This is a genomic window from Meiothermus sp., from assembly GCF_026004075.1.
Taxonomy (GTDB): Bacteria; Deinococcota; Deinococci; order Deinococcales; family Thermaceae; genus Meiothermus.
In genome coordinates this window covers 877,732-892,910 of record NZ_BPIK01000001.1, presented here as the reverse complement: position 1 = coordinate 892,910, position 15,179 = coordinate 877,732, and the positions used below count along the sequence as shown (strand labels likewise).

Genomic DNA, 15,179 nt, shown 5'->3' with positions numbered 1-15,179 from the left:
GCTCCCTTGTGCAATTGGACAAAACCCTGGTGAGCTCTGTGCTAGGCTAAATCCCGTATGGTTTGGAACGATTGCGGGGGCCGTGCATGAAAATGCTCGAGACCCTAGTACCGCTGGGTGTGCGTCAGGTCGTGTTGGCCAGCCAGGATGGTTTGGTCATCGAAAGCGTTGGCAAAGGCACGCCGGAACCCGAGTTGCTGGCTGCTGAGCTAGCCACCCTGGCTCGAGCCAGTCGCACCCTTGCCCATGGCCTGGGCGGTGAACTCCGGCGCTTCACCCTCGCTACCGAACACCGGGAGGTGCTGGTTGTGGTATTCAATGGCTACTGCCTGGGGGCTGTAGTTGAGAAAGGTGCCGATCGTAGAAATATCGGGCTCGAGCTTTCCCGTCTGGCCATGCGCCTGGCACAAACCATTTAGGGAGTGATGGTATGGTTCAAGAAGTAATTCGAGAGCTACAAGCAACCCAGGGGGTAGTGGCCTCGGCGCTTGTTGCCGAGGACGGGTTTGTGGTGGAAAGCCTACGCACCGAACAGGCCCCGGACATAGATTTTCTGGGTAGCGCGGCTTCTACCGCTTTAGCTTCTGCCAGGGCATTGTCGCAGGAGCTCGAGCGCGGCGAGGTAGAAGAAGTCATGGTAGAGTACCCCGAGGGGCCAGTTTTGCTGGTTCCGCTCGAGGGTGGATACCTGCTGGTTGTGCTGATAGACTCCATGCAAAGCCTGGGTCGAGTACGCTTCCAGCTCAAAAAAAGTATTCCACGCCTCCAGGAGGCTTTATCGTGAGTGAAGTTTCACAGGTACCCGAGCTGCGCGTAGACATCGATCGCGAAACCGCCCTTGGCAAATATGCCAACTTTGCCATTTTCTCCCATCAAAAAAACGAGTTCTACCTCGACTTTGCCCTGATGCAGCCCGGCGGACAGCCCAATCAGGTGGTGGCGGTGGTGACCAGCCGGATTATCACCAGCCCCCAGCACGCCAAGGCCCTGCTGCGCAGTCTGGCCGAAAACATCCAGCGTTACGAGGAGACCTACGGGGTCATCCCCGAGGCCATGGACACCTCCAAAGCCTAGTCGTAGCGAACACGAAAGGCGGGCCTGCCCGCCTTTTTCTTTTTGGGTAGATCGGGGCTGGCAAAAGTGTTTGCTCTTTGAGGGGTACAACCGTTCTAGAAAATAACCAGGGCCGGCCTCGACAGGTTCAACCGGCCCCTGGCCCTTTACGCTCTGGCTCACAGATGCTTCTTAAACCACTCCAGGTAGGCCTCCAGCCGGGCGATGCGGCGGTCGGGCCGTCCTGAGCGGCTCAGTTCGTGTCCCTCCTCGGGAACCCTGAAGAACCGGGTGGGCACGCCCTTTTGCAGAAGCACGGTGTACCAGGTTTCGCCCTGATCTATGGGGCAGCGATGGTCTTGCTCGGAGTGCACCACCAGAGTGGGAGTTTGTACCTGGTGGGCCAGCGAGAGCGGGCTTTTTTGCCACAGCACCTCGGGGTTCTCCCAGGGTTTAGCCCCAAGCTGTAGGTAAGTAAAGCGCGGCCCAATATCGGCAGCACCGTAAAAGCTCGTCCAGTTGCAGATGCTGCGGTCGGTAACAGCGGCCCTGAAGCGTTCGGGGTGGCGGGCGGTGAGCCAGTTAGTCATGTAACCCCCATACGACCCCCCGGCCACCGCAACACGGTTAGAATCCAGGGGAAACTGGCCCAGCACGTGGTCTAAAAAGCCCAGCAGGTCTTGCTCGTCAATTTCGCCCCAGCGCCGGGCCAGGTCGGTATAGTCCTGCCCGTAGCCGGTGGAGCCCCGGGGGTTGCAGTAGGCCACCGCAAACCCGGCGGCGCGGAAGAGCTGGAGCTGGAGCATCAGTGCGTTGCCGAAGGCTGTGTGGGGGCCCCCGTGGATGTACAGAATCAGCGGATGGGGGCCGTCGCCTTCCGGAAGCAGCACCCAGCCCTGCACGGTATGGCCTTCCGGGGCCTTGTAGCGCACCTCGAGGGGGACGGGCAGGATGGGCAGCGCATCGGCGTTGGGGTCGAAGAGCACCGTTCCCTGCTGGGCCAGGCAAGCCCCACGGGTAAAGTTTTCCGAAAGGGTGTAGAGCTTGTTAGCGCAAAAGGAGAAGCCCAGAATGCTAGCCTCTGCTGGGCTGACGAACTCAGCCTGGCCCTCGAGCGTCACCGCCAAGAGACGGGCCGACCCCTCCTGGGTGACCACCACATAAATCCGCCCATCGGGCCCCATCCTGGGGGTCTGGGTTCCCGCGCCGATGCGCACATCCGAGTTGACCGAGTTCAAAAAAGAACCCTGGGCCAGCACACGCACCTGCCCATCCACGCTGCGGTAGTGGAGCTTGTGTTCCGTGCCACCCCCCCGCTCCCAGGCGTGGGCCAGGTAGACCAGGCCGCCGTCGGGGGTGGGTTCCAGGCCGACGATGGGCCCCACGCCCCCAAACAGTTCGTTGATCTGGCCGTCCAAACCCACGTGGTAGGCCCGCTGGATCCAGCCCCAGCGCTCCTGCGGCGTGCTCGAGGCCGTAAAATACAGCCCCGTGCCCGCCAGATCCCACACCACTTCCTCCACGTCCTGAGCCAGCTTGACCAGGGGTTTGGCCTGTCCGTTTTCCCACAGCCAGAGCTCCCTGGGCTGCCCCGGCAGCAGGCCCCTGCCATCGAACTTGACCGGCCAGGTCTCGTAGATGCGGGGCGCGTCGGGTTTGGGCGGCTCGTACTCCCCTCGAGTCAGCAAGGCAATCCGGCGGCCATCCGGGCTTACCTTATAGCCCTCGATACCAGCTTTGAACTGGGTCACCTGTTCGGCCTCGCCGCCCGACAGGGGCAGGCGAAAAAGCTGGCTGGCCTTGTCCACCTTGCGGGTGAAGTAGATGTAATCACCGCGCCAGAACGGCGCTTTGGCCTCGCCCTGGGTTAGAAGGCGCAATCCGCCGTCCCAGGTAGCCAGGCGGCTGCGGTAGCGGGGCGGGTCTTTTTCGGGCCGCTCGATATCGGTATAGACGAAGAGCGGCTTACCGGCGGGGCCTTCGGTCAGGTCGGACAGAAAACGGAGTTGATAGAGCAGGTCGGTTGTCACCCCCATACTCTACCTGACCCACGGGTCAGTACGAAGTGCATACCCTTAAAACACCTAACGCTGTTGCAGGGTGAGGGTATAGACATATGAACGGCTCTGGCCTGGGGCCAGGGTAAAGCGGATGCGGTAGCCCTCAGGGGTGCGCTCGAGGCCCTCCCCTGGCTGAACAGCGGCGTTAGCCGTCTGTCCCGAGGCGGAATCTAGCACTTCCAGGGTGAAGGGCTGTGGCATTGTCTCCTGGATTTCGACTTCAACCGGATAGGACTTGGGGTTGCGCACGCTGGTGGTCACACGGAAGCGGTTGCGGGTCTGTTGCTCCACCTGTCGGGTGGCCCGGCCCTCGGGATCGGCGCCCAGTATCAAGGTCACGTTGTTGCCTTTGGCGGTATCGCCGGTGCTGGCCTGCCCCACAAACACCCCCTGCTCGCGGATGCTCACCACCCCGGCAGCCAGGTTTTCTGGTGCCACGAAGCGGAAACCCCGCACGAAAGCCAGCTCCCGCCCGGTGCTAAAACCCGTTTGCAAGCGCCACAAATATACCGGCTGTACCCGGGCCCTCATAAAGGGCAGCTCGGTGAGGCCGGGCTCGAGCCTCACCACCCCTGGCAGGCGGTAGCGGTAGGTGCCGGCTGTCTCCCCCACAAACTCTGCTTCTGTAGCGTCGGCCATGGCAGGGGCGGCCTGTAGCATCCGGGTCTCGGGGCGGGGGGCCGGTACGTTGAACCCTCCCTCCAGCAAGGGCACGCTCCCCGCTACCAGTTCGGTTCGGCCCAGCTGCAAGGGGCGGCCCAGCGCGTTGGTCAGGGTGGCCCAGCCCGTGAGTTCGCCATCCTCGAGGGTGTAGCGCAGGCTCCAGGTGAGGGCTCGAGTCAGGTAGGCCAGCGTGGCCGCCCCTGCCCCCTGGTAGAGGAAGGTAACCCTGGGGCCGGGCGCAGCGCTAAACCCGCTGGGGTCGGGGTAGGCCACCGTTCCGGGCAGCCCCACCAGGTAGCGGCCCTCGTACAGGTATAGATTCCGCTCGGCGCTCACCAGGGTGGCCTTGCGCCACTGGCCCTCCCAGAAAAACTGCACCTCCTTGCCCACATAAGCCAGTAGAGGGTTCGGCTGGGCCGCTACCTCCACACGCCGCGACTGTTCGGCCACCCCAATCAAGCGCAGGGTTCCCGGAACCAGGCTTTGAAACAGGGCCTCGCCGGGCTCCCAGACCCACTCGTTTTGCGGTAAGGTTTGCGGCTGCCTTAGCTCGGCAAAGCCCCGGTAAATGACCGCTTCCTGGGCCTCTACTGCACCCAGCAGCGCCATTGCCCCTAACAACAACTGTTTTCGCATGTGCCCAGTAAATCATCCCCCCTATCTACCAGGATGAGAGAAGGCTCATTGCGCATTGAACTGACCTCCAAACAAAAAAGCGCCCAATGAGGGCGCTCTTCTCATGGGCTGTGGTTAGCTCAGGCCGGGAATATCGTCGCGGATGCAGGCCTTGAAGTGGCCGGGGGCGACTTCCTTAAGCTCTGGCACGGTGTTGGCGCACTCGGCGATGGCGTAGCGGCAGCGGGTGCGGAAGACGCAGCCCGAAGGGGGGTTGATGGGGCTGGGGATATCGCCCTGCAGCACAATGCGCTCGCGCTTGATGGTGGGGTCGGGGGTGGGGATGGCCGAGAGCAGGGCCTCGGTGTAGGGGTGGCGCGGCTTGAGGTAGAGGTCGCGGGAGGGGGCCAGCTCCATGATCTTGCCCAGGTACATCACCGCCACCCGGTCGGAGATGTACTCCACCACCGCCAGGTCGTGCGCGATAAACAGAATGGTCAGGCCAAGCTGCTCCTTGAGGTCTTGCAGCAGGTTGACCACCTGGGCCTGAATGGAGACGTCCAGCGCCGAGACCGGCTCGTCGGCCACGATGAACTCGGGGCGCACCGCCAGGGCGCGGGCGATACCGATGCGCTGCCGCTGCCCACCGGAGAATTCGTGGGGGTAGCGCCGCACGTGGTCGGGGTTGAGGCCCACCAGTTGCAAAAGCTCGGCGACGCGCTCGTTGCGGGCCTGGGCCGAGCCTTCCAGGTTGTGGATCACCAGCGGCTCGGCGATGATGTCCCCCACGGTCATGCGCGGGTTAAGCGAGGCGAAGGGGTCCTGGAAGATGATCTGCATCTTGCGCCGGTAGGCCCGTAGCTGGTTTTTGGGTAGGTGGGTGATGTCCTGCCCGTCGAAGTAAATGCTGCCGTCGGTGGGTTCGATCAGGCGCAGAATGGTGCGGCCCACGGTGGTCTTGCCCGAGCCGGACTCGCCTACCAGCCCCACCACCTCGCCCTTCTTAACCGCAAAGCTCACATCGTTGACGGCTTTTACGTTCGCGACCACTCGAGACAGAATTCCGCCCCGGATGGGGAACCACTTTTTGAGGTTTTTGACCTCAACTAGATTGGTTGTGGTGGTTTCAGGTGTAGCCACGCTCATGCTCCCACCGCCTCGCCTTTTTGAATCTCAGCCCAGCGCACGCAGCGCACCATATGTCCCTCTCCAGCATCCTGCAGCACGGGAGTCTCGGTGTCGCACAACCCCGGTTTGAAGAACTTGCAGCGCGGGTGGAAGGCACAGCCCGGGGGCAGGTTGAGCGGGTTGGGTACGTTGCCCGGGATGGCCTCCAGGCGCTGCTGGTGTGTGGCCGCCAGATCGAGCCGGGGCACCGAGTTTAAGAGGCCCATGGTGTAGGGGTGCAGGGGCTTCTTGAAGGTGGGCACCACATCGGCTTCCTCGACGGCCCGACCTGCGTACATCACCACCACCCGGTCGGCCATCTCGGCCACCACGCCCAGGTTGTGGGTAATGAACAGGATGCTCATGCCGATCTCCTCCTGGAGTTTTTTCATGAGCTCCAGAATCTGGGCCTGGATGGTCACGTCCAGGGCGGTGGTGGGCTCGTCGGCGATGAGGAGCGAAGGGTTACAGGACAGCGCCATGGCGATCATCACCCGCTGGCGCATACCCCCCGACATCTGGTGGGGGTAGTTGGCCAGGCGCTTTTTGGGTTCGGGGATGCCCACCAGGTCGAGCATCTCGGCGGCCTGCTCGAGCGCCTCCTTTTTGCTTTTACCCTGGTGCAGCACGATGGCCTCGGCAATCTGATCGCCCACCGTATAGACCGGGTTGAGGCTGGTCATGGGCTCCTGAAAGATCATGGCGATGTCGTTGCCACGAATCTTGCGCATGGTGGCCTCGTCTTCTTTGACCAGGTCGCGCACCTTGCCATCTTTGCCCCGGAAGAGCATCTGCCCGCCCACAATCTTGCCCGGTGGGTTGGGAATCAGGCGCATCATGGCCAGGCTCGTGACCGATTTGCCCGAGCCCGACTCCCCTACCACCGCCAGGGTCTCGCCTTTGTCAATGTGAAAGGACACCCCATCCACGGCTTTGACCACGCCGTCGTCGGTAAAGAAGTGAACCTTGAGGTCTTTTACATCCACCAGCCGTTTCTCGTCCATTCCAACTCCTAGAGCACTGCAACCGCAGATTTTGCCATTATATCGCCAACTGGGTTAGCTTGGCCTGAACATCACGGATCATGCAACCTGGGAAAGCACCTTTGTCGCGATCCGGGCCCCTAGCTACACCTTGGTGCGAGGATCAAGCGCATCGCGCAGGCCATCACCCATGAAGTTATACGCCAAAACCGCCAAAAGGATGAATACCCCTGGGATCAGAAGCCAGGGCCGCTCGGTAAAGGCTGTGATACCGGTGGCCTGGGCCTTGGAAAGCATAAGGCCCCAGGAGGTAGCGGGCTCCTGAATGCCCAGCCCCAAAAAGGAGAGGCCCGACTCGCCCAGGATGAACCCAGGGATGGCCAGGGTAACGGCAACAATCAGATAGGTGTAGGTTCCCGGCAACACGTGTCGGATGATGATGCGGGCATCGCCAGCGCCCAGGGCCTGCGCAGCCTGGGCAAACTCCATCTCGCGCAGTTGCAGCACCTGGCTGCGGATGATGCGGGCCAGCCCACCCCAGTTCACAAAGGAGAGAATCGTCACCACCAGCACAAAGCGCACCGCCGGCGGCATTTCCATGGGAATCAGCACCGAGAGGATGATCAGCAAGAAGAGGTCGGGGATGGCCGCCAGCACCTCGACCGTGCGCATGATGATGGTGTCGAGGTCAAATTCGATCCGGGGCCAGAGCAGAATATAGCCGATTGCCCCGAGCAACACCGCACCAATCAAGGCCGCTACGATGGCCTCGAGGCCCCGGCTGCTCTGCCAGAAACCCCAGACCGTAATCCAGAGCAGCCAGGCGATGCCCACCCAGGCCGAAAGCCAGAGCAAAGCCCTGGCCAGGTGGCTTTTCCAGACCAAGGCGTACAGTATTCCCCCAAGCAACACCAACCCGACCACCAGGCCCAGCGCGCCCAGAGCCAGCGTGCTAACCCGCTGAAGGTCGGGGCGGATGTAGTTCTGGTAACCATACCCCATGCCCAGCAGCAGGCCAGCGATGAGCACCAGCCCCAAAGCAGCCAACAGGTGGGTGTACCAGGGACTGCCCCGAATAAAAGCCCAGAACTGTGGGTTGAGTATCCCGATACTGAACGTAACCGGACGACCGGCGTAGTAGCCGGAGATACTGCCCATGAAGATACCGATAATGAGGGCCAGGGCTACCGCAAAAATACCAATGGTCAGGCTGATACGACCGCCAAACCAGATACGGCCCCAGATGTCCCGGCCAAAGTCGTCGGTGCCCCACAGAAAAAGCTTGGCCTGGTCTTCCAGCAGCCAAGGCCCGCCCATCAAGCGCAGGTCGGTAGGGATGAGCCCCAGGAAGCGGTAAGGCTCCCCTTTCACAAAAAAGTAGATGGGATAGCGGCCTTTCTCACAGTCGGTGATGACCTCGACCTTGAAGGTCTCGAGGTTCCGGCGCCGCTCAGAAGCACACACATAAGGCCGGGTCAGACGCCCCTGCTCGTCGCGCCAGAAAATCTGGGTAGGCGAGGCAAAAGAAAAATCGCGGAAGCTTTTCTCTTCTGGATAAGGCGCCAGGAAATCGGCAAACAGGGCGCCCAGATAAAACACCAGCAGCACCACGGCACCCAGCCGGGCCAGGGGATGCCGCTTGAAGCGAATCCAGGCTTGCTGAAAAAAACTGCGGTTGGCCTGCGGGGCGGTATTCATTTGCACTCTTCGTAGCATACCCATCCCCCCCTAGCTGTACCGGATACGCGGATCCACCAAGGCCAGCAGCAGATCCGAGACCACGTTGCCAATCATCAACAAAACGGTGGTAATGGTGATGAGGCCCATAATCACATAAATGTCAATGGCCGAGATGGCCTCGAGCAGCGCCGGGGTGATTCCAGGCCAGGCCATGGTCACCTCCACCAGCCCAGCTCCGCCGATCAGGCCCGGCAAAAGCCCCCCAATGCCGGCGATAAAGGGGATCACCGCGTTGCGCAGAGCGTGCTTGTAAATCACCACCCGCTCGTTCAGGCCCTTGGCACGGGCGGTACGGATGTAGTCCTGTGAGAGCACATCCAGCATCTGGCCCCGCATCACCCGCATCAACCCGGCCAGACCTGAGGTGCCCACCACAATCACCACCGGGAAGGCGTGCCAGAGCACATTGGTAGCCCGGGCCCAAAGGGGCGAATCGCTGTAGGGTAGCCGCTCAGGCAAACCCGGCCCTTGCACCAAGGGCGCCAGCATCAAAAGGGTGCTCATGCCAAACAGCACCAGCCCCACCCAGATGCCAAAGGTGGCGGCCTGCCCACGCCGGCTTCGCTGCCAGAAGAGCCCAGCAAAAATCAGGGTTCCCAGCAAGGCGAATGGGAAGAGAATCTGGGCCGTGCGGGTCAGGTTGCCCAGATGAATAAACTCGGTGGTCATGCCCCCAATGGGCAGGATGCGCATATTGGTCAGGTCGTTGAGCCAGACCGCCAGAAACAGCATGATCAGGCCAAAGAAAAAGTTGGGGATGGCCAGGCCCAGAAAGGCCAGCACCGTAAAAGTACGGTCGGGCCAGGTGTATTTGCGAATAGCCGAGTACACCCCGATGGGAATGGCAATCAGATAGATCATCAGGGTAGCCAGCACCACCAGCACCATGGAGTTCAGGATGCGCTGGCCGATTACGTTCCAGACGTCAGTCTTGTAGGAAAGGGACAGGCCCAGATAGCCTTGCAGGATGCCGGAGAGCCACTTGGCATACTGCACCGGTAGGGGCTGGTCGAGGCCGAGTTGTTGACGCAGGTTAGCGATGGACTCGCGGTCCTGGGTGGGGTCGAGCTCGAGCCGGGTCACAAAATCGCCTGGCGCAAGCTGAATCACCAGAAAAGCCAGCAGGGTAGCCCCAAAGAAGGTAGGAATGAGCTGGAGCAGCCTTCTTACGACGTAAGCAAACATAGAACCTCAGCATAAAGGCAAGGGGTGGTGGGCCACCCCTTGCCCCAGAAGGCGTTCACTCCTTAGCAAAAACGGTCTCGATGTACGGGTACTGCTCGTTGATGGAGTTGATCTGCTCTTTGGGGAACATCCCACCCAGGCGGGTCAGCCGGGCCGGGTTGTAGGCCGGGGCCACGGTGTAGATGATGGGCAGGTTCTCGGCCACCACCTTCTGGAATTGCACGTAGATCTGGCGGCGCTGGGCCTGGTCGAGGGTGGTCGCACCGCGCTTCATGAGGGTGTCGATCAGCACCTCAAAGGCCTCAACCTTAGCGGGGTTTTTACCACCGGTGCCCAGGTTCCACATGTGCAACGAGCCGTTAAGCTCCCAGACGTTGCGGCTGAAGGCCGGTTCGATACCGCCGGTGAGGCCGATCAGGATGGCGTCGAACTCGCGGGTGCCATCGGCGGCGGGGCTGGTAAGCTGGCGCACCAGCTCGTTGAAGTCGATGGGCCGGTACTCCACCTTGACCCCAATCTTGCGGGCCTCGTCGCGGAAGATCTGGGCAATACGCTCACGCACGTTGTTGCCCTGGTTGGTGACCAGGTTGAACTCCAGCACCTTACCCTGGGCGTTCACCAACCAACCGTCGCGGTTCTTGCTGCGGAAGCCCAGCTCGGCCAGGAGTTGAGCGGCTTTTTGCGGGCTGAACTCGAACTTAGCCACATCGTCGGTGAAGAAGGCCTTGTTGGGGATGGAGATGGGGCTCCACTGGGGCTGGCCCAGGCCGCCCAGGGCCACCTCGATCATGGACTTTTTGTCCATCAGGTGGGCCATGGCCCGGCGGAACTTCACCTGGCGGAAGAGGCTTTCCTTGAAGGAATCTTTGTGGTTCCAGTTGAAAACGATGAAGTTGGTACCCAGGGTTACGTCGGCGTTAGGGAAAATCTCAGCGCGCAGACGGTTGCCCCGGATGCGCTCCAGCACCTGGGCCACCTGGTCGGCGTTGGCGGCGGCAAAGGTATCGGCCTCACCCGCCAGGAAGCGGGCAAGCTGGGCGTTGAGGTCGGGCACAATCTGCACGGTATAGCGCTCGAGGTAGGCCACCGGGTTGTTGCGTTCGTCCACCCCCCAGTAGTTGGGGTTGCGCACCAGCACTACCCGCTCGCCCTTTACGTAGCTGTCAAGCTTGAAGGGGCCGCCCGAGACCACCTGGGCCGGCGGGGTGTCCAGGTTCCACAGGGCCTGGAGCTGCTGCACGCCCGCGCGGTAGGCCGGGCCAAAGATGTGCTCGGGCACGATATACCAGCTCTGGATTAGCGCTGGAGCGTAGGGCTTGGGGAAGTCGGCCCGCACCGTGTACTGGTCTACCTTGGTCCAGCGGATGGGCTGGCCATCCAGGATGAAGCTGCTGCGGGAGTTAGAGTTGACCCGCTGATCGGCGTGTACAGTGGCACTGAAGACTACATCGTCGGCGTCAATGTTCTGTCCATCTGACCACTTGGCCCCTTCGCGTAGTTTAAAGATAACCGTCAGGCCGTTGTTACGAACCTCCCACGACTTGGCCAGCCGACCCTCGGGGGCCTGGGTGTAGGGGTCGTAGGTGGTCAGGTAAGGCAAAAAGAGCTTGATGATATCGGTAGACGAGGTCTCACGAGCCACAAAGGGGTTCCAGGTACGCGGATCGGAAATCGATGTAATTCGGTAAGCGCCGCCCGCACGTCCTGGCTCAGTGCCCTTGAACACCTTGGGCTGGGCCAGGGCCAACCCGGCCAGGGCAAGCATTCCTAAGACCAACAGTTTCTTCATTTCTAGCCTCCTACGTGTTTATTGGACAGTTCACCACCTTCGCTCTCTTTTGAAGAAAGCATCTGAGCGAGATGGACTTGGTACAAAGCTATAAAGCCATCATGCGGCTGTCAAGGCCTCGAGGACTCAAAGCACCCAAGACTATATCCACCAATCGGTGGATAAGCCCGATTTCAGATCTCTGCATAAGTCGCATATAATAGCGTCCAGAACAGCGTATATCATCAATTTTGGATAGGGGTCTTTGAGTGTCCGGCTCCATCACCCTATGCTAAGGGGGTGCAGGTTGCCTTTGGATTGCCCTGGCTGTTGTGGCTTATACCCCCAGTGCTGGGACTGGTATGGTTGTGGTATCGGCGCAGACAGCCTCCGGTGCGTCACGCAGCCGGGCTATGGCTCTGGCAAAAAGCCGTTCGCAAAGGCCGGGCCCGGCGTCGCTTCGACCTGCGGCTGGTGGTGCTGTTGTTTTCCGCTTTACTGGTTACACTTGCCCTGACAGCGCCTAAGGTCTCGCTGGATTGGCCCGGCGAACTGGTCTTGGTGCTGGATGTCTCGGCCTCTATGGCAGCCACCGATGTTAATCCGAGCCGCCTCGAGCGCGCCAAAACCCTAGCTCGTGAGTATCTAGCAGCCTCGCCCAGAGCTGTTCTGGCCGTGGCTGGGAACCAGGTTCAGACCTTTGGCCCAGCCCCAGGAAAAAACCTACTAGGCCACCTCGAGGGCCTACAGCCCACAGCAACCAGCGCCAATCTCCGGCAGGCCATTGTCAAAGGTCGGGCTCTACTACCGGGCGCCAGGGTTTTGACTATAGCTGACCAAGCACCCCCACCCGAAACAGATGGCTACCTCAATGTGGCCGGAAACGGTGCCAATGTGGGCATCACAGCCATTGGGCCTGGCTTTGTGGCGCTGGCCAACGCAGGGCCGGGCTTGTGGCAGGGAGAGGTATGGGTGGATGGTCAGCGGTATGCGCTAGAAGTGCCCGCAGGTGGCTTCAGCAGCCTCGAGGTGCCCTCGAGCACACCCAGCGCACGCATTTTAAGCAGCGATGTGCTGGCCCTGGATAACCAAGCCGGTTTTTCGAGGCGGCTGGTCAGGGTAGAGCTATCGGGGCGTTCACCAGCCCTCGAGCGTCTTCTGGCACTCTTAGGCACCAGCCGCGGCAGTCCCGGCGAAATCGCTATCGAGATCGGCACCCCCCGCCGGTCGCCCAGCCGCTTCACAGTGTTTTTTGCCGAACAAGCCAGCGGTCAGGCTTTGGTTTTCGATGTCGAGCGCATCCTCCCCTATTTGCGCGGGGTCGAACTCGTAGGCTACAACCTGCCCACTCCACCCCGCCCAGCAGCCCCAGGCTGGCGGCCTCTTGCTATCAGTGAGACCGGACAGGCCCTGGCCTGGTATCATCCCAATGGGCTGTACCTACCCCCCGCCGAAAGCCTGCAGAATATACCAGCCTTTCCGGTTCTGGTTTATAACCTGATTGCGCCCCGAGGTGAACAGCGGAGCGGCCTGCTTAACCACGACGAAACCCTGCTACCCCGCCCAAGCCCGAACCAGCCTCTACCCCCCATGCACACTATGCAAATGGCCCCCTGGCTGGCTTTGCTGGCCGCGCTTTTGCTGGTAGCGGAGTTTTACTTTTTCCAGTATCGGATACTGCGCCAGCGGCTGGAAGCGCAAGCAACCCCCACGTCATAAAACACTCTTCGGGTTTGTTCGAAGCCTTGCTCGAAGCTGCTACCAGGACAAAAAAACCACCCTTATCGGGTGGCATTTGGTGGAGGCGGCGAGAGTCGAACTCGCGTCCAGAGACCCATCCAGCAGACATCTACGTGTGTAGTTGGTGTTTGCTTGTCGCCTAGGCTTGCGCCACCAACAGCGGGCCCAGACCAAGCTCCGCGAGAAGTTCGCTCTTGGCTACGGAGCCTTGCCTCGAGCTAGCCGACTTTAGGTCGTTCGTTCAGTACGCCATCGGCTGGGCTTCTGAAGAACGTCGCTGACTTAAGCAGCGAGAGCGTAGCTGTTGCTACGAGCGTTGCCAGTTATGGCTTTGCCCATTTTTACGAGGCCATGGGCTACCTCGACACGCCGTACTGCCTTCAAGGGCCCCTGTCGAAACCGGAACGCCCCCAGGCAAACATAGATTGTAGCAGGTTTCTTGCTTTTTGGAAAGGTGCGGTAGGCTATAAGCCATGAGCAAGATCGACCCTACCCGGCTCGAGCGCGACTCACTGGTCAAGACCCTGGGCATCCGCATCCTGGAGGCCACCCCCCAAAAAGTGGTGGCCGAGATGGAAGTAACCCCCAGGTTGCACCAGCCCTTTGGCTACCTGCACGGCGGGGCCTCGGTGGCGCTGGCCGAAACCGTAGCCAGTATCGGCGCGTATCTGGCCGCGCCCGAGGGCCATACCAGCTTTGGGATGGAGATCAATGCCAACCACTTGCGTTCCATGCAGTCGGGCAAGGTCACGGCCACCGGTACACCTATCCATACTGGCCGCACCAGCGCAGTCTGGGGTATCGAGATTCGCGATGAGCAAGGGCGCCTGGTCTGCATCTCCCGCTGCACCTTAGCCATCACCCCCATTCGCACGAGTTGACAAACCCAAGGCCGGGCCAATATGCTCACCTTTATATGCAGACCTCGAGGGGTGTCACAAGCCAAAATACCTACTTTTTTGGGTATTTTTATTGGCCTGTTGTCCCCGTGAGGCCTGTGTAGGCGTTTATCGCACCAATGCTTCCGGGGAGTTCCAAATCCCCGGAAGTTTTTTGTGTGCAGGGAGGTCAGGCAATGCTAATTATCATGAAACATGGTTCAGGGCCTCAAGAAGTGGAGTCGGTGGTGGCCGAGGTGCGCCGGGTTGGCTACCGGCCCCACGTTTCCGAGGGGGAGCACACCACCTTGATCGGGGCCATTGGCAAGGGGCCAACCCCAGAGCTGATTGAGCATTTCCGCGCACTATCTGCCGTGCAGGACGTTATCCCCATCTCCAAACCCTACAAGCTGGCCTCGCTGGAAATCTCCCCCAAACCCACCGTACTGCGCTGGGATACCGGGGCCACCGGTGGCGGTGAGGTAATGATTGCGGCGGGGCCTTGTGGGGTAGAGAGCCTCGAGCAAACCCTGACCGCCGCCCACTATGTAAAGAAGCACGGGGCGCAGATGCTTCGGGGTGGGGCCTTCAAACCCCGCACCTCGCCCTACAGTTTCCAGGGTATGGGCCAGGAGGGACTGGAAATTCTGGCCGAGGCCCGGCGGCAGACCGGCCTTCCCGTGGTGACCGAGGTGGTTTCACCCGAGCAGGTCGATCTGGTAGCCACCTACGCCGATGTGCTGCAAATTGGTGCGCGCAACGCGCAGAACTTCGCCCTTTTGCAGGCCGCCGGGCAGTCCGGGCGGGCGGTTTTGCTGAAGCGGGGCATGAGCATGACCCTGGAGGAGTTTCTGATGTCGGCCGAGTACGTACTGGCCCAGGGCAACATGCGGGTCATTCTGGTGGAGCGCGGCATACGCACCTTCGAGAAGTCTACCCGCTTCACCCTGGATGTCTCGGCGGTGCCGGTACTGAAAAGCCTGACCCACCTGCCGGTCTGGATTGACCCCTCGCACGCCGCCGGTAAGCGCGACTGGGTGACCGCCCTGGCGCTGGCGGGTCTGGCCGCCGGCGCTGACGGGCTGATTGTGGAAACCCACCCCGACCCCGAAAAGGCCCAGTCCGATGCGGCCCAGCAGCTCAACGAAGCCCAGTTTGCCGATATGATGAGCCGGATAAAGGCCCTTTTGCCCGCCCTGGGGCGCCGGCTAACCCGCGCCCTCGAGCCCGCCTAGTCCTCAGCCGGAAATCTAAAAAAACCCCCTACCATCGGCTGTCCGAGGCCTCGGGGAAACCACGACTAAAAGCACGACCTTTAAACACAAAC

13 protein-coding genes and 1 other RNA gene are annotated in these 15,179 nt (G+C 61.1%); 6 read left to right on the top strand and 8 right to left on the bottom strand.

Features of this window, described 5'->3' with window-relative positions:
• Positions 1 to 86 precede the first annotated feature (86 nt).
• Genes Q0X18_RS04320 through Q0X18_RS04310 form a run of 3 tightly spaced genes read left to right on the top strand, consistent with a single transcriptional unit; the run spans position 87 to position 1,074 of the window.
• Entirely contained in the window at positions 87 to 419 is a 333-nt protein-coding gene (locus Q0X18_RS04320) for a roadblock/LC7 domain-containing protein (protein ID WP_297559059.1), read from the top strand.
• An 11-nt stretch (positions 420 to 430) separates the two neighbouring features.
• Positions 431 to 784 (top strand): roadblock/LC7 domain-containing protein, encoded by a 354-nt coding sequence (locus tag Q0X18_RS04315; protein ID WP_297559057.1) that lies wholly within the window; start codon positions 431 to 433, stop codon positions 782 to 784.
• Positions 781 to 1,074, top strand: a complete 294-nt coding sequence (locus tag Q0X18_RS04310; protein WP_013013432.1) for a DUF3467 domain-containing protein — start codon at positions 781 to 783, stop codon at positions 1,072 to 1,074. Before Q0X18_RS04315 ends, Q0X18_RS04310 begins: the two co-directional genes overlap by 4 nt.
• 158 nt (positions 1,075 to 1,232) lie before the next feature.
• Here the strand turns inward: Q0X18_RS04310 and Q0X18_RS04305 are convergent, their stop codons facing one another.
• The 7 genes from Q0X18_RS04305 to Q0X18_RS04275 all read right to left on the bottom strand — a co-directional run bounded on the left by Q0X18_RS04305 (position 1,233) and on the right by Q0X18_RS04275 (position 11,255).
• Positions 1,233 to 3,083, bottom strand: a complete 1,851-nt coding sequence (locus Q0X18_RS04305) for a S9 family peptidase (protein ID WP_297562977.1) — start codon at positions 3,081 to 3,083, stop codon at positions 1,233 to 1,235.
• A gap of 54 nt (positions 3,084 to 3,137) precedes the next feature.
• Entirely contained in the window at positions 3,138 to 4,412 is a 1,275-nt protein-coding gene (locus Q0X18_RS04300; RefSeq protein WP_297559051.1) for a hypothetical protein, read from the bottom strand.
• Positions 4,413 to 4,526: 114 nt separating this feature from the next.
• Positions 4,527 to 5,537, bottom strand: a complete 1,011-nt coding sequence (locus tag Q0X18_RS04295; RefSeq protein ID WP_297559047.1) for an ABC transporter ATP-binding protein — start codon at positions 5,535 to 5,537, stop codon at positions 4,527 to 4,529.
• The gene (locus Q0X18_RS04290; RefSeq protein ID WP_297559044.1) at positions 5,534 to 6,562 is read right to left on the bottom strand and encodes an ABC transporter ATP-binding protein; all 1,029 of its coding nucleotides are present in this window, start codon (positions 6,560 to 6,562) and stop codon (positions 5,534 to 5,536) included. The genes Q0X18_RS04295 and Q0X18_RS04290 overlap by 4 nt, the downstream gene beginning before the upstream one ends.
• Before the next feature lie 123 nt (positions 6,563 to 6,685).
• Positions 6,686 to 8,257 (bottom strand): ABC transporter permease, encoded by a 1,572-nt coding sequence (locus tag Q0X18_RS04285; protein ID WP_297559041.1) that lies wholly within the window; start codon positions 8,255 to 8,257, stop codon positions 6,686 to 6,688.
• Between the two features lie 12 nt (positions 8,258 to 8,269).
• Positions 8,270 to 9,466 (bottom strand): ABC transporter permease, encoded by a 1,197-nt coding sequence (locus Q0X18_RS04280; RefSeq protein ID WP_297559037.1) that lies wholly within the window; start codon positions 9,464 to 9,466, stop codon positions 8,270 to 8,272.
• Positions 9,467 to 9,521: 55 nt separating this feature from the next.
• The gene (locus tag Q0X18_RS04275) at positions 9,522 to 11,255 is read right to left on the bottom strand and encodes an ABC transporter substrate-binding protein (RefSeq protein WP_297559034.1); all 1,734 of its coding nucleotides are present in this window, start codon (positions 11,253 to 11,255) and stop codon (positions 9,522 to 9,524) included.
• A gap of 279 nt (positions 11,256 to 11,534) precedes the next feature.
• Between Q0X18_RS04275 and Q0X18_RS04270 the strand changes: the two genes are divergently transcribed.
• Positions 11,535 to 12,953 carry a VWA domain-containing protein gene (locus Q0X18_RS04270; RefSeq protein ID WP_297559030.1) on the top strand — a complete coding sequence of 473 codons (1,419 nt, stop codon included), beginning with the start codon at positions 11,535 to 11,537 and terminating at the stop codon, positions 12,951 to 12,953.
• A 77-nt stretch (positions 12,954 to 13,030) separates the two neighbouring features.
• Here the strand turns inward: Q0X18_RS04270 and ssrA are convergent.
• Positions 13,031 to 13,386: a transfer-messenger RNA gene (gene ssrA / locus Q0X18_RS04265) on the bottom strand.
• A 61-nt stretch (positions 13,387 to 13,447) separates the two neighbouring features.
• Between ssrA and Q0X18_RS04260 the strand changes: the two genes are divergently transcribed.
• Positions 13,448 to 13,855, top strand: a complete 408-nt coding sequence (locus Q0X18_RS04260) for a hotdog fold thioesterase (RefSeq protein ID WP_297559027.1) — start codon at positions 13,448 to 13,450, stop codon at positions 13,853 to 13,855.
• Positions 13,856 to 14,049: 194 nt separating this feature from the next.
• Positions 14,050 to 15,087 carry a 3-deoxy-7-phosphoheptulonate synthase gene (aroF, locus tag Q0X18_RS04255; protein WP_297559025.1) on the top strand — a complete coding sequence of 346 codons (1,038 nt, stop codon included), beginning with the start codon at positions 14,050 to 14,052 and terminating at the stop codon, positions 15,085 to 15,087.
• Positions 15,088 to 15,179 lie beyond the last annotated feature (92 nt).

What these genes read in the sequence shown, in the direction of transcription:
- Q0X18_RS04320 (WP_297559059.1), top strand. Translation starts at nt 87, where the DNA reads ATGAAAATGCTCGAGACCCTAGTACCGCTGGGTGTGCGTCAGGTCGTG.
- Q0X18_RS04315 (WP_297559057.1), top strand. Translation starts at nt 431, where the DNA reads ATGGTTCAAGAAGTAATTCGAGAGCTACAAGCAACCCAGGGGGTAGTG.
- Q0X18_RS04300 (WP_297559051.1), bottom strand. Translation starts at nt 4,412, where the DNA reads ATGCGAAAACAGTTGTTGTTAGGGGCAATGGCGCTGCTGGGTGCAGTA.
- Q0X18_RS04295 (WP_297559047.1), bottom strand. Translation starts at nt 5,537, where the DNA reads ATGAGCGTGGCTACACCTGAAACCACCACAACCAATCTAGTTGAGGTC.
- Q0X18_RS04290 (WP_297559044.1), bottom strand. Translation starts at nt 6,562, where the DNA reads ATGGACGAGAAACGGCTGGTGGATGTAAAAGACCTCAAGGTTCACTTC.
- Q0X18_RS04285 (WP_297559041.1), bottom strand. Translation starts at nt 8,257, where the DNA reads ATGCTACGAAGAGTGCAAATGAATACCGCCCCGCAGGCCAACCGCAGT.
- Q0X18_RS04280 (WP_297559037.1), bottom strand. Translation starts at nt 9,466, where the DNA reads ATGTTTGCTTACGTCGTAAGAAGGCTGCTCCAGCTCATTCCTACCTTC.
- Q0X18_RS04275 (WP_297559034.1), bottom strand. Translation starts at nt 11,255, where the DNA reads ATGAAGAAACTGTTGGTCTTAGGAATGCTTGCCCTGGCCGGGTTGGCC.
- Q0X18_RS04260 (WP_297559027.1), top strand. Translation starts at nt 13,448, where the DNA reads ATGAGCAAGATCGACCCTACCCGGCTCGAGCGCGACTCACTGGTCAAG.
- aroF (WP_297559025.1), top strand. Translation starts at nt 14,050, where the DNA reads ATGCTAATTATCATGAAACATGGTTCAGGGCCTCAAGAAGTGGAGTCG.